This window comes from Streptomyces malaysiensis subsp. malaysiensis (genome assembly GCF_040653035.1).
Lineage (GTDB): Bacteria > Actinomycetota > Actinomycetes > Streptomycetales > Streptomycetaceae > Streptomyces > Streptomyces malaysiensis.
Map to the genome: position 1 here is coordinate 106,444 of NZ_JBEZNG010000010.1, position 15,048 is coordinate 121,491.

Genomic DNA, 15,048 nt, shown 5'->3' on the forward strand with positions numbered 1-15,048 from the left:
TTCGCCGCCTTCGGGCCGAGGTGCGTGACGGTATGCCTCATCGGCCGGTCTCCCTCTCGGCCTGATACTCCACCGCATCGCGGGTCAGGTCCATGAACGCCTTCTCCAGGGAGACCTGACGCGGAGACAGTTCGTGCAGCTCCACTCCTCCCGCTGCGGCGCGGGCTCCGATCTCGGCCGCTTCCAGGCCGGTGACCACGAGCGTGTGGTTGTCTTCTGCGCGCACACCAGCGCCGCCGGGGAGCAGAGGCCGGAGCGTCTCGGCCTGCGGGGTGCGCACGAGGACCTCGCGCTCGGAGTGCGCTTCGATGAAGTCCTTCATCGTGGTGTCGGCGATCAGCTTGCCGCGGCCGATGACGATGAGGTGGTCCGCGGTCAGTTCCATCTCGCCCATCAGATGGCTGGACATCAGGACGGTGCGTCCGTCGGCGGCCATCTCGCGCATGAGCGAGCGGATCCACACGATGCCCTCGGGGTCGAGGCCGTTGAGGGGCTCGTCGAAGACCAGGACCGGCGGCTCGCCCAGCAGCGCGGCGGCGATCCCCAGGCGCTGGCGCATGCCGAGGGAGTAGGTTCCCGCCCGACGCCGTGCCACCTTCTCCAGCCCGACTTCGGCCAGTGCTTCGTCCACACGGTTGCGCGGGATTCCACTGCCGGCCGCGAGGGCCAGCAGATGGTGGTAGGCGGTGCGGCCGGGCAGCACCGCGCCGGGGTCCAGGAGTGCTCCGACGGCCTTGAGCGGGGCGGGCTGGGCGAGGTATGGCTTCCCGCCCACGGTCGCGGTGCCGGAACTGGCGGCGTCCAGGCCCAGAATCATGCGGAGGGTCGTCGACTTGCCGGCGCCGTTGGGCCCCAGGAAGCCGGTCACCTCTCCGGGCCGGACGGCGAAGGTCAGATCGTCCACGGCGAGGACCCCGCCGTAGCGCTTGGTCAGTCCACGTACTTCGATCATCGGGTCTCCGCGGGTCGGGGGCAGCGGTGCGCGCGAAGGGGCGCGAGCACCGTTCCACTCTCGTCCGCGGACGTGGAACGCTTCTGGGTGAACATGAACGCCGCATGACAGCACCAAGCCTGTGGCCTGCACCGATCGGGCAGGAGGCAGCCTTCGAGGCCGGCGCTCACAGGAAACTCGCATACCGCGGGTCCCGATCCCCTCGGTCTCATGGCCCGGCGAGTCGGCACCCCATGGCCGGGGCCGCGGGGTGAAACCATGGCCGGGAGGTCACCACGAGCGAGGAGCCGCGAATGAACAGCGCCGATCTGCTGGCCGACGCCTTCGAGCGGGTGCGCGAGGAGGTGCATGCGGCCGTGGAGGGGCTCTCGGCGGACGAGCTCGCCGTACGGCTCGACAGCGGGGCCAATTCGATCGCCTGGCTCACCTGGCATCTCACCCGGATCCAGGACGACCACATCGCCGACGCCGCGGGCACCGAACAGCTGTGGACGTCCGAGGGCTGGGCCGAGCGGTTCGGCCTGCCGTTCCCGCCGGATGCCACCGGCTACGGCCACCGGAGCAAGGACGTGGCGGCGGTGCGGGCGGACGCCGAGTCGCTCACCGGGTACTACGACGCCGTTCACGAGAACACGCTGGCCTTCGTCCGCGGCCTTCGCGTCTCCGATCTCGAACGGATCGTGGACGAGCGGTGGACCCCGCCGGTGACCCTCGGTGTCCGGCTGGTCAGTGTGATCGCTGACGATTTGCAGCACGTCGGGCAGGCGGCGTTCATCCGCGGCGCGATCCGCAGGCGATAGCGCGGGATTTCCGAGAGCGGGAGCTGTCACCTCGCCCGCATTGACATGCAGGCAATCGCCTGCATAACGTTCGGTGTGAGCTCAGAGATGGACAAGGTCTTCAAGGCGCTGGCCGATCAGACCCGGCGATACCTGCTGGACAGGCTGCATGAGCACAACGGCCAGACGCTGGGCGAGCTGTGCCGGCGGCTGGAGATGACCCGCCAGTCGGCGACCCAGCATCTGGCGGTCCTCGAGGCCGCCAATCTGGTCAGCACCGTGCGGCGGGGCCGCGAAAAACTCCATTACCTCAACCCCGTCCCCCTCAATGAGATCCAGGAGCGCTGGATCGACAAGTTCGAGCGCCCGCGGCTGCGCGCGCTGAGCCTGGTGAAACAGCAAGCCGAGAAAGCGGAGGAAGCGATGGCCGACAAGCCGACGTTCGTGTACGTCATCTATATCGAGAGCACACCGGAGAAGGTCTGGCACGCGCTGACCGACGCCGACCTCACGGCCGAGTACTGGGGCCACAGCAATGTGTCGGACTGGCAGGTCGGCTCACCGTGGGAACACCAGCGGACGGACGGCTCCGGCACCGCCGACGCCGTCGGCACGGTCGTGGAGAGCTCACCGCCCACCCGGCTGGTGACCACCTGGGCCGCGCCCGACGCCGATGCCGCCGCCGAGCCCTCCCGGGTCACCTTCGACATCCAGCCGCACGGCGACATCGTCCGGCTGACCGTGACCCATGAGAACCTGGCGGACGAGGCCGAGCGGACCGCGGTGGCCGGTGGCTGGGCCGCGGTGCTGTCCAATCTGAAGTCGCTGATCGAGACCGGGAGCCCGCTGCCGCAGCAGCCGTGGCTGGTCCCCCGGTGACCGATGTCCTCGGCCACCGCCGGTCGCGGCCCGGCGGACCCGAGGCCCACCTTTGCTGACCGGTGCGGCCGAGGGACCCGTACGGCCGGTGGGATCCGTGGGACGGGTGGGATCCGTGGGTGGGACGTGGGCGCTCAGCGCGCGGCGCCACCGTCCCGCACCGTGATCCCCAAGGCGTCGGCGAGCATCGGCGCGAGCTCCATCAACTGCCCGCTGCCGATGGTGGCGCCGCCCAGCGCGTCATATCCATCGGTGATCTCCAGCCGCGTGGCCTCCCGCAGATCGACCTTCGCCATCCGCGCCTTGCCGAACCGCACACCCTCCAGCGCCGACCCCGGAAACGCCACATCCGTCAGCCCTGCGCCACCGAGGTCGACATCGCGCAGCAGACAGTCCACGAAGGTGACGTCCCGCAGCGTGGCATTGCGCAGATTCACCGATTCCAGCTTGCACCGGTGGAAGACCACCCGGTGCAGCCGGGTGGAGAACATCTCGAGACCGGCCAGCACACAGCCGTTGAGCTCGCCGTCCAGCCAGTCGGTGTCCGCCAGATCGGTGCCGACCCACCGCACCCCGTCCAGCCACACCTCATTGAACCGGGCCCCACGGCCACGGCCTCCGGTGAAGGTCACCGAGGAGAACGCGGACTCGAGGAACCGCGCGTTGTCACATACGGCACCGTCGAACGCCTCGCCGTCCAGATGAACGGTGTCGTAGTCACCGCCTTCCGCCAAGGCTCCGTCGAACGGCCGCAGATGGTCCGCGAAGGGCAGATCGTCGAGGTCACGGGGGGACGGTGCCATGCGGAACTCACTTTCGCGGGGGCGGACGGCGTACGAGCCCGATACTGCCACCCGCGACCGACACCGCCGCCGGCCGGAGGCGCCGTGGACATCCGTCGCTACCGACACCCACGAGCGATAGCGTGCGCCGGATGGCCCACGCTTCGGTGTGCTGAGCCATGGACCCAGAACTCTCTCCGTTAAATCTGATCGTCAGACAGTCGCTCTGCGACCCGACACGGAGGAATCCATGCAGATCGTGAAGAAGGCCGCCCTGCTGGCCGCCACCGCCGGCACCCTCGCGCTCCTCGGCACCGGCACGGCGGTCGCCAACGGCTTCGGCGGCGACCGAAGCGCCGATATTCCCACCAACATCGACATCAAGAGCTTCATCTTCCAGAACAACGACTGCGACACCCTCACCGGCACCACCACCGTCACGTCCGGGGCAGGCCCGACCGGCGACCTGAGAATCGGCAGCAACTGCGCCAACATCATCGGCGGATAACTCCGGGACGAAGGCCGTCGACCACGGTCACCGACCCACCGCGCTCCTCTCGCTCCCACAGCGGCGAGAGGAGCGCGCCCGTTTCGGGCCGATGACCCGGTACGCCAAACGGGCCACTCTGCGGTGCGCTTACCCGACTCTCCCTAACCTCCTCCGTTAAATCTGATCGTCAGACATCCCGCTCTGCGACCGACACGGAGGAATCGATGCAGATCGTGAAGAAGGCCGCCCTGCTGGCCGCCACCGCCGGCACCCTGGCGCTCCTCGGCACCGGCACGGCGGTCGCCGACGGCCACGGCAGGAACTTCGAGAACCCCAGCACCACCTTCAACCTGTCCAGCTTCATCTTCCAGAACAACGAGTGCGACACCGCCACCGGTACGACGGCCGTCACGTCCGCGGCAGCCCCGACCGGTGACGTCAACATCGGCAGCACCTGCCTCAACGTCATCGGCGGGTAACTCCGGGACCACGGCCGACGGCCCACCCCGACGCTCCCCTCGGCCCTCCGGCCGGGGGGAGCGTCCTTTCACCGCCGTACCTGGATCAGCGCATGGGCGCCGCTCGTACGCCAGTGGTCCTCCCGCTCGTCCAGCGCGGCCACGGTCCGCTCGTCGAGGCCGACGACGACATCCGACTTCAGGGTGCGCAGCGCGGCCACCGGGCCGGGGAAGTACGCGGTGCGGTCGGCGAAGGAGGTGGTCGGGGGCCACAGCCGGTCGCCGACCAGGCGGCGGTAGTTCAGATCGCCCTTCATGATGGTGAGCGTGGCCTCGGCGAACTCGCTCCGCAGATCGCCGGGCATCTCCTCGTACGGCAGCGGGGCGCGGAAGAAGTCATGCGCCCGCACCGTGAGCCGCCCGTCGCCCATGGCGGCCCACAGCCGTCCGCCGGCCCCGGCCGCGGCGCCCTCGGACCGCGTCAGACGGCGCAGACAGTCGACGACATCCTCGGTGGTGGCGTCGGAGACGTAGTACGGATACGGCTTGACCTGGAGCACCGCCCGCTCGGCGCGCCCGTGGTGGAGCACATGGTCGATCAGGACCAGGTCGGGGAGCAGCTCCCGCCCCGCGTTGTCCGCCACCACGCACAGCGTGGCCGGGGAGCCGACGGGCAGCAGTGACCACAGCGCCTCCGAGTCGTCCGCGACCAGCGGCGGGGTGTCGCCGCCCGCCGTGTCCGCGGCCGATGAGGAGATACGGAAGCCCAGGTCCGCGCGGTTGCCCCACAGGGAGCCGTGGACCAGCGCGGCCGCCTGTTCCCCGGCGGGTTCGCGCAGGATGTCGTCGAGCGTGGCCAGTTCGGCCTCGGTCTCGGGGGTGTGCAGTTCGGCCTGTTTGAAGGGGCGGAACGGGTCGACGCCCCGCCAGGGGCCGTCGGCGAAATAGCCCACGGCTTCCAGGAGCCGGCGGTAGAAGTAGCTCTCCGCCCACAGGAACGGGACGTCGAACCAGGACCGGCCGAAGTGCTCCCGGCCCCACACCGCCCACCGGTCGTGGTCGTACGCGGTCGGCGGGAGCGGGGCGATGGTGCCCTCGGCGGCGTTGTCGCGCAGCGCGTCGAGGGCGCGGTGCTGCCCGGGGCCGTAGGGGAAGGCGTCGCGCACCTTCTCGATCAGTGCGGGATGGCGCTCGGCCAGCACACTCCGGGAGAACGATCCGGGCTCATCGCTGCGGATCACGGGCGCGTCGACGGTGTCGGACATGGCAGTCAGGGTCGCACACCGCGCGGTGACGCGGAGGGGTCACCAGTGCTCGGGCCGGGTGAGGCCCGTCGGCAGCCGGGTGGCGGCGTCGCCCTTGGCCGCGTTCAGCTGGGCCTGGGTGAGGAAGACGGCTCGCCGCAGGTCGGCCGCGCTCAGGTCGGTGTCGCGGAGGTCGGCCCCGATCAGATCGGCCGCCGTCAGATCGGCTCGGGCGAGGTTCGCCGCGATGAGGCGGGCCCCGCGGAGGTTGGCGCCGCGCAGATCGGCTCCCCGCAGATCGGCGCCGATGAGATCGGCTCCCCTGCGGTTCTTCTTCTTTCCCGGGATCCCGGCCCGTACCAGCTCGCTCGTCCGCAGCAGGAGCTGATTGACCCGGTCGCGGTGGGCCGCCACATCGAGCTCCCTCAGCTCGGCGGCACCGCGGAGGGTGAGGTGTTCCGTCTCCCGCAGGGCCTCGCGCAGTGCGCCGTGGACGGACTGGGCGGCCGGCAGGGTCAGGGCCTCGGTGAGGTACCAGAGCAGCTCATGGAGGTGGCGCATGACGGGGAAGACGGCGAACATCTCGGCGGCCGCCCCCGGGTGCCGACGCCAGTCACGGCCCTCGAAGGTGAGCTGGGAGACCTTCTGCCCGGCGCCGAAGCAGTCGTAGACCGTGCAGCCCGGGAAGCCCTCCGCCCGCAGCCGGGAGTGGATACCGCAGCGGAAGTCGGTCCGGAGGTTGCGGCAGGGCTCGCCCGCGTCCTTGCCGATCGCGAAGTCCGTGGAGGCCGCGAAGGGCAGGGCGACACAGCACAGCCCGAAGCAGCTGCCGCAGTCGGCCCGCAGGGCGGGGCGGTCCGGGGCGGTGGCCGGACCGGAGGAGGGGGTTTCGGGCGTAGTCGACACCGTGCGTGGTCTCCCGCGTGGACAAGAGCACCGCGGTGCGCAGCGGTGCTCGGTGGCCTTCCATTGTCGCAAGCGGGCTCAGCCGGAAATGATCAGGTCGATTCCATAGGCGGCGATCGCCAGGCACGCGGCGAAACACACCACCGCCGCGGCCGCCGCCACCGTGTCCCCGCGGCCACGGGGCGCCCCGTGGCGCGGTGCGCCGCCACCGGCGCGGGCCCAGGCGGCCACGCCGAGGGAGAACATCACGACCACCAGGACGGTGACGCCGAGGCTGGCCCCGAAGACCCCGCCGATCGTGCCCCAGGTGGTGCCCATGGCGATCAGCTCCTTCGACGAAGGTCGTCATCCGGGTCAGGCGGTCGTGTCCAGGGTGCGCTCGGCGGGCTCGCGGACACGGGGTTCGTTGACGTTGTCCGGGTTCACCGGGCGGCGACGCGAGAGCGCGTAGAAGCCCACCGCCGCCGCGACGGCCACGCCCGCCACCAGGGCCACCCCCGCGTTGCCCCGGCCCGCCACCCAGGCGGCGACGCCTCCCACGGCCGCCGCCGCGGGCAGGGTCAGCAGCCAGGACACGGCGATCCGCCCGGCGATCCCCCAGCGCACATGGGCCAGCCTGCGGCCGAGCCCGGCACCCAGGATGCTGCCGGTGCACACCTGGGTGGTGGACAGCGGGAAGCCCAGATGTGACGAGGCCAGGATCACCGCGGTGGCGCTGGTCTCGGCGGCGAAGCCCTGCGGGGGCTGGATGTCGGTCAGCCCCTTTCCCATGGTCCGGATGATCCGCCACCCGCCCACATAGGTGCCGAACGAGATCGCCAGGCCGGCCATGAGCACCACCCACCACGGGGGTCCGGAGCCGTGGCCGAGCACCCCTCCGGCGATGAGGGTGAGCGTGATGACGCCCATCGTCTTCTGGGCGTCGTTGGTGCCGTGGGCGAGGGCCACCAGGGAGGCGGATCCCACCTGGCCCGCGCGGAAGCCCTTCCGCGCCACCTGGGCGGCCGCCCGGTGGGTGATCACATAGGCGAGGTAGGTGGCCAGGGTGGCCACCGCACAGGCCACCACCGGTGAGGCGACCGCCGGAATCACGATCTTCTCGACGATGGCGGTGAAACGCACTGCGGATTCCCCGGCGCCCACCCACACCGCGCCGATCAGCCCGCCGAACAGGGCGTGCGAGGAGCTCGACGGCAGCCCGGCGAGCCAGGTGATCAGATTCCAGAGAATCGCCCCGATCAGCCCCGCGAAGATCATGACCGGGGAGACCTTGGCATCGTCGACGATGCCGTTGGAAATCGTCTTGGCCACTTCCGTGGAGAGAAAGGCCCCGGCGAGATTGAGCACCGCGGCGACGAGGACGGCGACCCGGGGTGACAGCGCCCCCGTGGCAATGGACGTGGCCATCGAATTGGCGGTGTCGTGGAAGCCGTTGGTGAAGTCGAAGGCCAGTGCCGTGAGGATGACGGCCACCAGAAGGAAGGAGACGGAGTCCATTCCCGACCTCCCGCACCAGGAGTGGTCCGGCACATCGTCCGCGTCGGACCGTCTCGTGAAGACCGCTGCCTGATGTCCACGCTAAGCGCGGCGTCAGAAGGGCGCCAACGCTGGCGGTCGGGCCCAACGGCCGGGCCCGGTCGGCACCGTGAACACGGCCCCGACCGGCGACACATACCGCTCGGGCCCGCCGTCAGGACCGCTCACCGGCAGCTCAGGGAGGCGCGGGCGTTGAGCGTCCGCACATCGCCTCCCGTGGTGTCCCGGTAGGTGTCGGTGAGGCGGGCGAGCTCCTCGGGGGTCCGGGCACCGGCCCGGTTCATGGCCCGGTTGGCCCGTACGACGGCCGCCGTCGCCTCGCGGCGCTCGGTCTCGTAGCGGGCCAGCGCGGCCGGCACACCCTCCGCCCGAGCGAGTTCGCGGGCCAGGACACGGGCGTCCACGACGGCCTGGGAGGCGCCGTTGGCCCCCACCGGATACATCGGATGTGCGGCGTCGCCGAGCAGCGTCACCCGCCCGCTCCCCCACCGCGGCAGCGGCTCGCGGTCGACCATCGGATATTCGAGGATCTCGCCGCTGCCGGTCAGCAGACCGGGCACATCCAGCCAGCCCAGCCGCCAGTCCGCGAAGTACGGCAGCACATCGGCGAGCCGGCCCGCCCGGTTCCAGGCCGCCTCCCCGGTGAGCGGTCCGGGCTCGGACATCCGCACCTGGCAGACCCAGTTGATCCGGCCGCCGCCGATCGGATACGCGACCAGCTCGGCGTCCCCGTCGCGCACGATCACCATCGAGCGCCCGGTGAGAAACGGCTCGGCCCGTGTGGCGCCCCGCCACATCCGGATGCCCGACCACAGCAGCGGACCGCCCCGCGGGTGCAGCGCAGCGCGGACCGCGGAGTGCAGCCCGTCGGCGCCGATCAGCGCCCGTGCGTACATGTCCTCGACCGCCCCCGTCGCGCGGTCGAGGACGCGTACGCGCACCCGGTCCCGCGCCCCGGAGCCGTCGAACCCCACCACCCGCGCCCCGGTGCGGACCGCGTCCGCGCCGATGCGCTCGCGGACCGCCGCCAGGAGCAGTCGCTGGAGCTCCCCGCGGTGGACCGAGTACTGCGGCCAGCGATAGCCCTGGGCCGCGCCCCGCGGTTCGGTGAAGATCCGTCGGCCGGACCGGTCGCAGTACACGTTCTCGGCGGTGGCCACGCCGATGGCGGCGAGCTCATCGCCGAGGCCGAGTTCGATGAGCTCGCGCACGGCGTGCGGCAGCAGATTGATCCCGACGCCGAGTGGCCGGATCTCGCGGGCGCTCTCGACGACCGCCACCTCGACCCCGGCCGCGTGGAGGCTCAGGGCGGCGGTCAGCCCGCCGATCCCGGCCCCGGCGATGAGCACGGTCATCACTCGGCTCCGGCCCCGGGGCGGATCTCGGGACGGATCTCGGGACGGTCGATGATGCGCAGCCAGGTGCCGTCCGGCTGGCGGCGGGCCACCTGCACCCGGCCGCCGGTGTGGTCGGCGGGCCGGGTCGAGGTGAGGGCCAGATCGCCGTAGTGGACGGTCGGCAGCGCCTCCTCCACCTGGAAGGGGCGCGGGGCATGCGCCAGCATCCGCTCGCAGACGGCGCGGATCGCCTCCCGGCCGACGGTCGTGGCGCCCGGCGGGTAGGCGAGCACCGCGTCGGGCTCGTAGAGCTCGGCCAGCCCCTCGGCGTCACCGGCGTTGGCGCGCTCCACGAACAGCCGGGCGAGATCCTCGGGGGTGGTGGCACGGGTACGGGTCTCGGTCATGGTCGACTCCTTTCGTCCGCCTCCACCCTCCGGCGAGCGCGATCAGAAGTCCAAGAGATGGTAAGTCTGATTGCTAGAATCATTCGTTATGGAGCTGCGGCAGCTTGAGTACTTCGTGGCGGTGGCCGAGGAGCGGAACTTCACCCGGGCCGCCGAGAAGGTGCATGTGGCCCAGCCGGGGGTCAGCGCGCAGATCCGCCGGCTGGAGCGTGAGCTGGGCCAGCAGTTGCTGGACCGCTCCGGCCGCTCGGTGCGGCTGACCGAGGCGGGCGCGGCGGTGCTCCCGTACGCACGGGCCGCGCTCGCGGCGGTGGCGGGCGCCCGGCTCGCGGTCGACGAGCTGACCGGACTGCTGCGCGGGCATGTCGCGGTCGGCACGGTCACCTCGCACAGCGTGGATCTGCCGGGGCTGCTGGCGGAGTTCCACGACGCCCATCCGGCGGTGGAGATCACCCTCACCGAGGCCACGTCGGCCGAGCTGCTGGAGGGTCTGCGCACGGGACGGCTCGACGCGGCGATCGTCAGCGTGGGACCCACCACCCCGCCCGGTGTCGAGCTGGAGGTGATCACGGATCAGCCGATCGTGGCCGCGGTCGGCCCCGGCCATGAGCTCGCCGTGCACTCGGCCATCTCGCTGGACACCCTGCGGGGCCGTGCGCTGATCAGCCTGCCGCGCGGCACGGGGCTGCGCACCCGGATCGACGAGGCGTGCGCGGCCGCCGGTTTCACTCCGCATATCGCGTTCGAGGCCAGCGATCCGGAGGTGCTGGCGCAGCTCGCCGAGCGGGGGCTGGGCGCGGCGATCCTGCCCGGCGCGTTCGCCGAGGCGCGGTCGGACCGGCTGCGGTCGATCCTCATCGACCGGCCGGCACTGCGGGGGCGGCTGGCCTTCGCCTGGCGGGCGGACGGCCCGAGCGGCCCGGCCGGCCGGACCTTCGTCGAGCGCGCCCGTACCGCCATGGCGGCCGGGGCGGCCACCCCATCGGACCCTGACCGCGCCGCCGGGTGAGCGGTCGTCCCCACAGGCGCGCATGGCACCACCCGTTGACAGCTCACCAGGGAAGATCCCAGAATTGCGGGCATGACCAGGCACCGGTTCGACGCGATGGGACATCTACGCGCCCCGGACCGAGCCGGGTGTGAGCGCTCGGGCCGATAGCCGGGACTCCGCACATCCCGCGGCCACCGCCCCCGCGCCCCGAGGCCACGCCGGTCATTCCTCTGACGCTCGCGATCGCCGGTCGCCCCCGACGACCCGGACATCGCGACGCCCCGGACGATCCGGACGTCGTTCCCGTGGCTCCCCGCGGCACGAGGGCGCCCCCCACCACCACCTGCCCCCTTGTCCGTTGTCACGCATGAGGAGACGCCATGACCGTCGTCGACACCACACCAGCAGCGGCTCTGCGCGAGGCCACCATCCCGCCGGACGGAATGTACGAGGGCGCGCGCGTGCTGCGGCGGCTGCCCGAGGAATGGGAGGAGCGTCCGTACGAGCGGTTCGAGGTCGCCCCCCTCGGACGCGTCATCGGGGCCGAGATCCGCGGCCTGGACCTCTCCCGGCCGCTGGAGCCCGCGCTGCGCGAGGAGCTCAACCGCGCCCTGCTGGAGTGGAAGGTGATCTTCTTCCGCGGCCAGCACCTCACCCCGGAGCAACAGCGCGGATTCGCCCGCCACTGGGGCGAGTTGGAGACCAACCCCCTGCTCGCCGCCGGTTCCAGCGAGGATGTCGTCCGCTTCGACAAGGGGTCCGGCGCCACACCGACCTTCGAGAACATCTGGCACACCGACGTCACCTTCCGCGCCCGCCCCGCGCTCGGCGCCGTGTTGCAGCTGCGTGAGGTGCCGCCGGTCGGCGGGGACACCATGTGGGCGGACATGGCGGCGGCGTACGACAACCTCCCGGTGGAGGTGAAGGACCGCATCGACGGCGCCACCGCGGTCCACGACTTCATCCCCGGCTTCGCCCGCTTCTACGAGCCCGAGCGGCTCGCCCCGTTCCAGGAGGTGTTCCCGCCGGTGGAGCACCCGGTCGTGCGCACCCATCCGGAGACCGGCCGGCGGATGCTGTTCGTCAACACCTCCTTCACCACCCGGATCACCGGGATGGAGCGGGAGGAGAGCGACCGGCTGCTGAGCTTCCTGTGCCGGCAGGCGCATGTTCCGGAGTACCAGGTGCGGTTCCACTGGCAGCCGGGCGACATCGCGTTCTGGGACAACCGCGCCACCCAGCATTACGCGGTCAACGACTACGCCCCGTATCCCAGGGTCGCCGAACGCGTCGCCATCGAGGGCGACCGGCCCTTCTGACCTCGGCCGACGGACGAGGCGGCCCCCGCCGCGAAGATTTTCGGTCATCCGCGAAGGCCTATGGAAGGCCCTGGAAAGCCCGCGCCCGGCGCGGACTCCCGCCAGGCGGATGGAACGATGCGCGGTGGGGGCCACATCGGAGGTATAACCGTTGCGGAATGGTCAGTTGACGAGCCGAGGGAGGGCGACGGGTGCGATACCGGGTCCTGGGGTCGCTTGAGCTGCGCGACGGCGAGGGGTGGGCTTCCCTCGGGCCGGCCAAGTGGCGCACGCTGCTCGCCGTGTTGCTGTGCCACGCCAACCAGACCGTCTCCACCGAGCGGCTCCTGGACGAGCTCTGGGGCGAGGGCCGGGCGCCCCAGAGCGCCACCAAACTGCTCCAGACCTATGTCTCCCGGCTCCGCCAGACCATGGGCGACGAGGCCGGGCAGACCCTGATCACCGAGAAGCAGGGCTACAAGGCACAGGGCTACCGGCTGGCGGTGGAGGCCGCCGAGTTCGACGCCCACCGCTTCGAGCAGCTGGTCGAGGAGGGTCGGCGATGCCTGGACCGGGAGGCGCCCGAGACCGCCGCGGAGCGGCTGCGCGAGGCGCTGGCGATGTGGCGCGGCACCCCCTTCGCCGATGTGCCCCCGACCCCGGCGGTGGCGGCGGAGGCCAGCCGTCTCGAGGAGTGCCGGCTCCAGGCCGTGGACGCCCGGATCGACGCGGATCTGCGGTGCGGGCGGCATACGGCCGTCCTGCGCGAGCTGGAGGCGCTGACCGTCGAGCATCCGTTCCGTGAGGAGCTGCGCGGCCGGCTGATGCTGGCCCTGTACCGGTCCGGCCGGCAGGCCGACGCCCTGGCCGTCTACCGCGATCTGCACCGGCTGCTGAACGAGGAGCTCGGGGTCGAGCCGACCCCGCCGCTGCGCGGGCTGCACGAGCGGATCCTGAACGCCGACGCCTCCCTGATGGCCCCGGCCGCCCCGGAGGCGGACCGGCCCTCCCCCGCTCCCCGCAAGGCCCCTCGCGGGCCCCGCCAACTGCCGCCCGCCAGCCCCGCGTTCACCGGCCGCCACGGCGAGGTCGCGGTGATCCAGGCGCTGATGGACGCGGCCGGGGACCCGGCTACGGACGAGGGCGGACGGTCGGTGGTGCTCGCGGCCATCGACGGCACCGGCGGGGTCGGCAAGTCGACCCTGGCCATCCATGTGGCCCACCAGCTCGCCGACCGCTTCCCCGACGGCCAGCTCTATGTGGATCTGTACGGGGCGACCGCCGGGCAGTCGGCCCTCGACCCCGGCGAGGTGCTCGGCCGCTTCCTGCGCGCGCTCGGTGTGGACGGCTCGAACGTGCCGGCCGACGCCGACGAGGCGTCCGCGCAGTTCCGTTCGCTGGCGGCGGGCCGGAGGCTGCTGGTGATCCTCGACAACGCCGCGAGCGTGGACCAGGTGCGGCCGCTGATCCCCGCCGGGCCGGGCTGTGCCGCGCTGGTCACCAGCCGGGAGATGCTGACCACCCTGGAGGGCGCCACCCATCTGCATCTGGATGTGCTCCCCCAGGACCAGGCGGTGGCGCTGCTGGAGCGGGTCGTGGGCGCCGAGCGGGTGGGGGCCGAGCCGGCGGAGGCCGAGGAGATCACCCGGCTGTGCGGCGGGCTGCCGCTGGCGCTGCGGATCGCGGGCGCCCGGCTGGCCGCCCGCCCCGCCTGGCCGCTGCGCACCCTGGTGACCAAGCTGACCGACGCCCGGGGGCGGCTGGACGAACTGCGCTTCGGCGATCTGGCCGTCCGGATCAGCTTCCAGGTGAGCTACGAGGCGTTCCGGCTCGGCCGGCGCTCCGACGACCTGGACGCGGTCCGCGCCTTCCGGCTGCTCAGCGTGGTGCACGGGCACGATATGAGCGTGCCGGTGGCGGCCGCGCTGCTGGACCTGCCCGCCGACCGCACCGAGAACGCGCTGGAGCGGCTGGTCGACGCCCAGCTCCTGGAGAGCCGGGACTCCGTCCGTTACCACATGCACGATCTGCTGCGGCTGTTCGCGTCGGAGCTGGCGGAGCAGGAGGAGCCGGAGGCGGAGCGCTCGGCGGCGCTGGAGCGGGCGCTGACGCGCTACGCGGCCACCGCCCAGCGGGCGGTCACCCTGCTCGACCCGCTCCGCCCCTGGCCCCGGCATCCCGTCGAGGGCCCGGCGGTCCCGCTGGACGGCCATGACGAGGCCGAACGCTGGCTGAAAGCCGAGCTACCCAATCTGCTGGCCGCCGTGGCCCAGGCGGCCGAGCCCGCCCGGCCCGAGGCGATCGCACGGCTGGGGCTGCGGCTGGCGCGGGCGCTCCAGTGGTTCCTCTTCCCCCGGGCCCACGCCCAGGACCTCTCGACCGTCAACGAGCTGGCCATCGAGACCGCCCGCCGCCTGGGCGACCGGGAGAGCGAGGCATGGGCGCTGGACGGCCTCTCCGCCGCGTACTGGCTGCTGCACAGCTATGACGAGGTGCGGGAGGCCCTGGAGTCGGCGCTGGAGATCTGGCGTGAACTGGGCCATCGGGAGGGCGAGTTGCGCTCCGCGTGCAATCTGGCGGACGCGCTGTGTGAACTGGGCCTGTTCGAGGAGGCCATCACGGCGCAGGAGCGGCAGCTGGCCCTCGCCCGTGCGGCCGGGGATCTGTCGGCCGAGGTGATCGGCCTGGGCAACCTCGGCCGGGCCCATCGGGGCCTGGGCCGTCCCGAGGACGCCCTGACCTGTTTCAAGGAGAGCCTGGAGTACGCCCGCCGCACGGGCAACATCCATCTGGAGGGCTTCGCCCTCTACGAGATCGGGATCACCTACATGGAACAGGGCAGGTTCCCCGAGGGCCGGACCCATATGGACCAGGCGCTGCCCGTGTGGAAGCGTCCCGGTACCTACGAGAGCTGGCGCGGGCACACCTGGAGCGGACTCTTCCCCGCCTGTATGACCTTGCAGATCGGCCCCGGCCCGCACTGAGAGGC

15 protein-coding genes are annotated in these 15,048 nt (G+C 71.9%); 7 read left to right on the forward strand and 8 right to left on the reverse strand.

The genetic code is table 11. The features are described 5' to 3' along the window. Positions 1 to 37: 37 nt before the first annotated feature. Positions 38 to 952, reverse strand: coding sequence for an ABC transporter ATP-binding protein (locus AB0E24_RS21630; RefSeq protein WP_359379082.1), 915 nt, complete (start codon positions 950 to 952; stop codon positions 38 to 40). 293 nt (positions 953 to 1,245) lie between these two features. Here AB0E24_RS21630 and AB0E24_RS21635 point away from each other — a divergent pair, with 293 nt between their 5' ends. Then, complete coding sequence (locus AB0E24_RS21635; protein WP_069862276.1) at positions 1,246 to 1,752, forward strand: mycothiol transferase; 507 nt, start codon at positions 1,246 to 1,248, stop codon at positions 1,750 to 1,752. 87 nt (positions 1,753 to 1,839) lie between these two features. Continuing rightward, positions 1,840 to 2,610, forward strand: a complete 771-nt coding sequence (locus AB0E24_RS21640; protein ID WP_069862274.1) for an ArsR/SmtB family transcription factor — start codon at positions 1,840 to 1,842, stop codon at positions 2,608 to 2,610. Positions 2,611 to 2,744: 134 nt separating this feature from the next. Here the strand turns inward: AB0E24_RS21640 and AB0E24_RS21645 are convergent, their stop codons facing one another. Further along, on the reverse strand, positions 2,745 to 3,413 hold the full coding sequence (locus AB0E24_RS21645; protein WP_069862272.1) for a pentapeptide repeat-containing protein: 669 nt from the start codon (positions 3,411 to 3,413) through the stop codon (positions 2,745 to 2,747). Between the two features lie 229 nt (positions 3,414 to 3,642). Here AB0E24_RS21645 and AB0E24_RS21650 point away from each other — a divergent pair, with 229 nt between their 5' ends. Further along, positions 3,643 to 3,900: a hypothetical protein gene (locus AB0E24_RS21650; protein ID WP_069862270.1), complete on the forward strand. Its 258-nt coding sequence runs from the start codon at positions 3,643 to 3,645 to the stop codon at positions 3,898 to 3,900. 206 nt (positions 3,901 to 4,106) lie between these two features. Beyond that, the gene (locus AB0E24_RS21655; RefSeq protein WP_069862268.1) at positions 4,107 to 4,361 is read left to right on the forward strand and encodes a hypothetical protein; all 255 of its coding nucleotides are present in this window, start codon (positions 4,107 to 4,109) and stop codon (positions 4,359 to 4,361) included. Positions 4,362 to 4,429: 68 nt separating this feature from the next. Here the strand turns inward: AB0E24_RS21655 and AB0E24_RS21660 are convergent, their stop codons facing one another. The 6 genes from AB0E24_RS21660 to AB0E24_RS21685 form a co-directional block, all read right to left on the reverse strand. Then, positions 4,430 to 5,605, reverse strand: coding sequence for a damage-control phosphatase ARMT1 family protein (locus AB0E24_RS21660; protein ID WP_093707327.1), 1,176 nt, complete (start codon positions 5,603 to 5,605; stop codon positions 4,430 to 4,432). Between the two features lie 39 nt (positions 5,606 to 5,644). Then, entirely contained in the window at positions 5,645 to 6,490 is an 846-nt protein-coding gene (locus AB0E24_RS21665) for a pentapeptide repeat-containing protein (RefSeq protein ID WP_359379089.1), read from the reverse strand. 78 nt (positions 6,491 to 6,568) lie between these two features. Continuing rightward, positions 6,569 to 6,808 carry a hypothetical protein gene (locus tag AB0E24_RS21670; RefSeq protein ID WP_102933471.1) on the reverse strand — a complete coding sequence of 80 codons (240 nt, stop codon included), beginning with the start codon at positions 6,806 to 6,808 and terminating at the stop codon, positions 6,569 to 6,571. A 36-nt stretch (positions 6,809 to 6,844) separates the two neighbouring features. Beyond that, positions 6,845 to 7,987, reverse strand: a complete 1,143-nt coding sequence (locus AB0E24_RS21675) for an inorganic phosphate transporter (RefSeq protein ID WP_102933472.1) — start codon at positions 7,985 to 7,987, stop codon at positions 6,845 to 6,847. Between the two features lie 203 nt (positions 7,988 to 8,190). After that, complete coding sequence (locus tag AB0E24_RS21680) at positions 8,191 to 9,381, reverse strand: flavin-dependent oxidoreductase (RefSeq protein WP_359379093.1); 1,191 nt, start codon at positions 9,379 to 9,381, stop codon at positions 8,191 to 8,193. Further along, on the reverse strand, positions 9,381 to 9,770 hold the full coding sequence (locus AB0E24_RS21685; protein WP_359379096.1) for a YybH family protein: 390 nt from the start codon (positions 9,768 to 9,770) through the stop codon (positions 9,381 to 9,383). Before AB0E24_RS21685 ends, AB0E24_RS21680 begins: the two co-directional genes overlap by 1 nt. Positions 9,771 to 9,858: 88 nt before the next feature. Here AB0E24_RS21685 and AB0E24_RS21690 point away from each other — a divergent pair, with 88 nt between their 5' ends. The 3 genes from AB0E24_RS21690 to AB0E24_RS21700 all read left to right on the forward strand — a co-directional run bounded on the left by AB0E24_RS21690 (position 9,859) and on the right by AB0E24_RS21700 (position 15,043). Further along, positions 9,859 to 10,779: a LysR family transcriptional regulator gene (locus tag AB0E24_RS21690; protein ID WP_069862254.1), complete on the forward strand. Its 921-nt coding sequence runs from the start codon at positions 9,859 to 9,861 to the stop codon at positions 10,777 to 10,779. Positions 10,780 to 11,141: 362 nt separating this feature from the next. Beyond that, entirely contained in the window at positions 11,142 to 12,080 is a 939-nt protein-coding gene (locus AB0E24_RS21695) for a TauD/TfdA dioxygenase family protein (protein ID WP_232636491.1), read from the forward strand. A gap of 191 nt (positions 12,081 to 12,271) precedes the next feature. Continuing rightward, a complete protein-coding gene (locus tag AB0E24_RS21700) occupies positions 12,272 to 15,043 on the forward strand; it encodes an AfsR/SARP family transcriptional regulator (RefSeq protein WP_069862252.1) in 2,772 nt (923 codons plus the stop codon). Positions 15,044 to 15,048: the final 5 nt, after the last annotated feature.

What these genes read in the sequence shown, in the direction of transcription:
- AB0E24_RS21630 (WP_359379082.1), bottom strand. Translation starts at nt 952, where the DNA reads ATGATCGAAGTACGTGGACTGACCAAGCGCTACGGCGGGGTCCTCGCC.
- AB0E24_RS21635 (WP_069862276.1), top strand. Translation starts at nt 1,246, where the DNA reads ATGAACAGCGCCGATCTGCTGGCCGACGCCTTCGAGCGGGTGCGCGAG.
- AB0E24_RS21640 (WP_069862274.1), top strand. Translation starts at nt 1,840, where the DNA reads ATGGACAAGGTCTTCAAGGCGCTGGCCGATCAGACCCGGCGATACCTG.
- AB0E24_RS21645 (WP_069862272.1), bottom strand. Translation starts at nt 3,413, where the DNA reads ATGGCACCGTCCCCCCGTGACCTCGACGATCTGCCCTTCGCGGACCAT.
- AB0E24_RS21650 (WP_069862270.1), top strand. Translation starts at nt 3,643, where the DNA reads ATGCAGATCGTGAAGAAGGCCGCCCTGCTGGCCGCCACCGCCGGCACC.
- AB0E24_RS21655 (WP_069862268.1), top strand. Translation starts at nt 4,107, where the DNA reads ATGCAGATCGTGAAGAAGGCCGCCCTGCTGGCCGCCACCGCCGGCACC.
- AB0E24_RS21660 (WP_093707327.1), bottom strand. Translation starts at nt 5,605, where the DNA reads ATGTCCGACACCGTCGACGCGCCCGTGATCCGCAGCGATGAGCCCGGA.
- AB0E24_RS21670 (WP_102933471.1), bottom strand. Translation starts at nt 6,808, where the DNA reads ATGGGCACCACCTGGGGCACGATCGGCGGGGTCTTCGGGGCCAGCCTC.
- AB0E24_RS21675 (WP_102933472.1), bottom strand. Translation starts at nt 7,987, where the DNA reads ATGGACTCCGTCTCCTTCCTTCTGGTGGCCGTCATCCTCACGGCACTG.
- AB0E24_RS21680 (WP_359379093.1), bottom strand. Translation starts at nt 9,381, where the DNA reads ATGACCGTGCTCATCGCCGGGGCCGGGATCGGCGGGCTGACCGCCGCC.
- AB0E24_RS21685 (WP_359379096.1), bottom strand. Translation starts at nt 9,770, where the DNA reads ATGACCGAGACCCGTACCCGTGCCACCACCCCCGAGGATCTCGCCCGG.
- AB0E24_RS21690 (WP_069862254.1), top strand. Translation starts at nt 9,859, where the DNA reads ATGGAGCTGCGGCAGCTTGAGTACTTCGTGGCGGTGGCCGAGGAGCGG.
- AB0E24_RS21695 (WP_232636491.1), top strand. Translation starts at nt 11,142, where the DNA reads ATGACCGTCGTCGACACCACACCAGCAGCGGCTCTGCGCGAGGCCACC.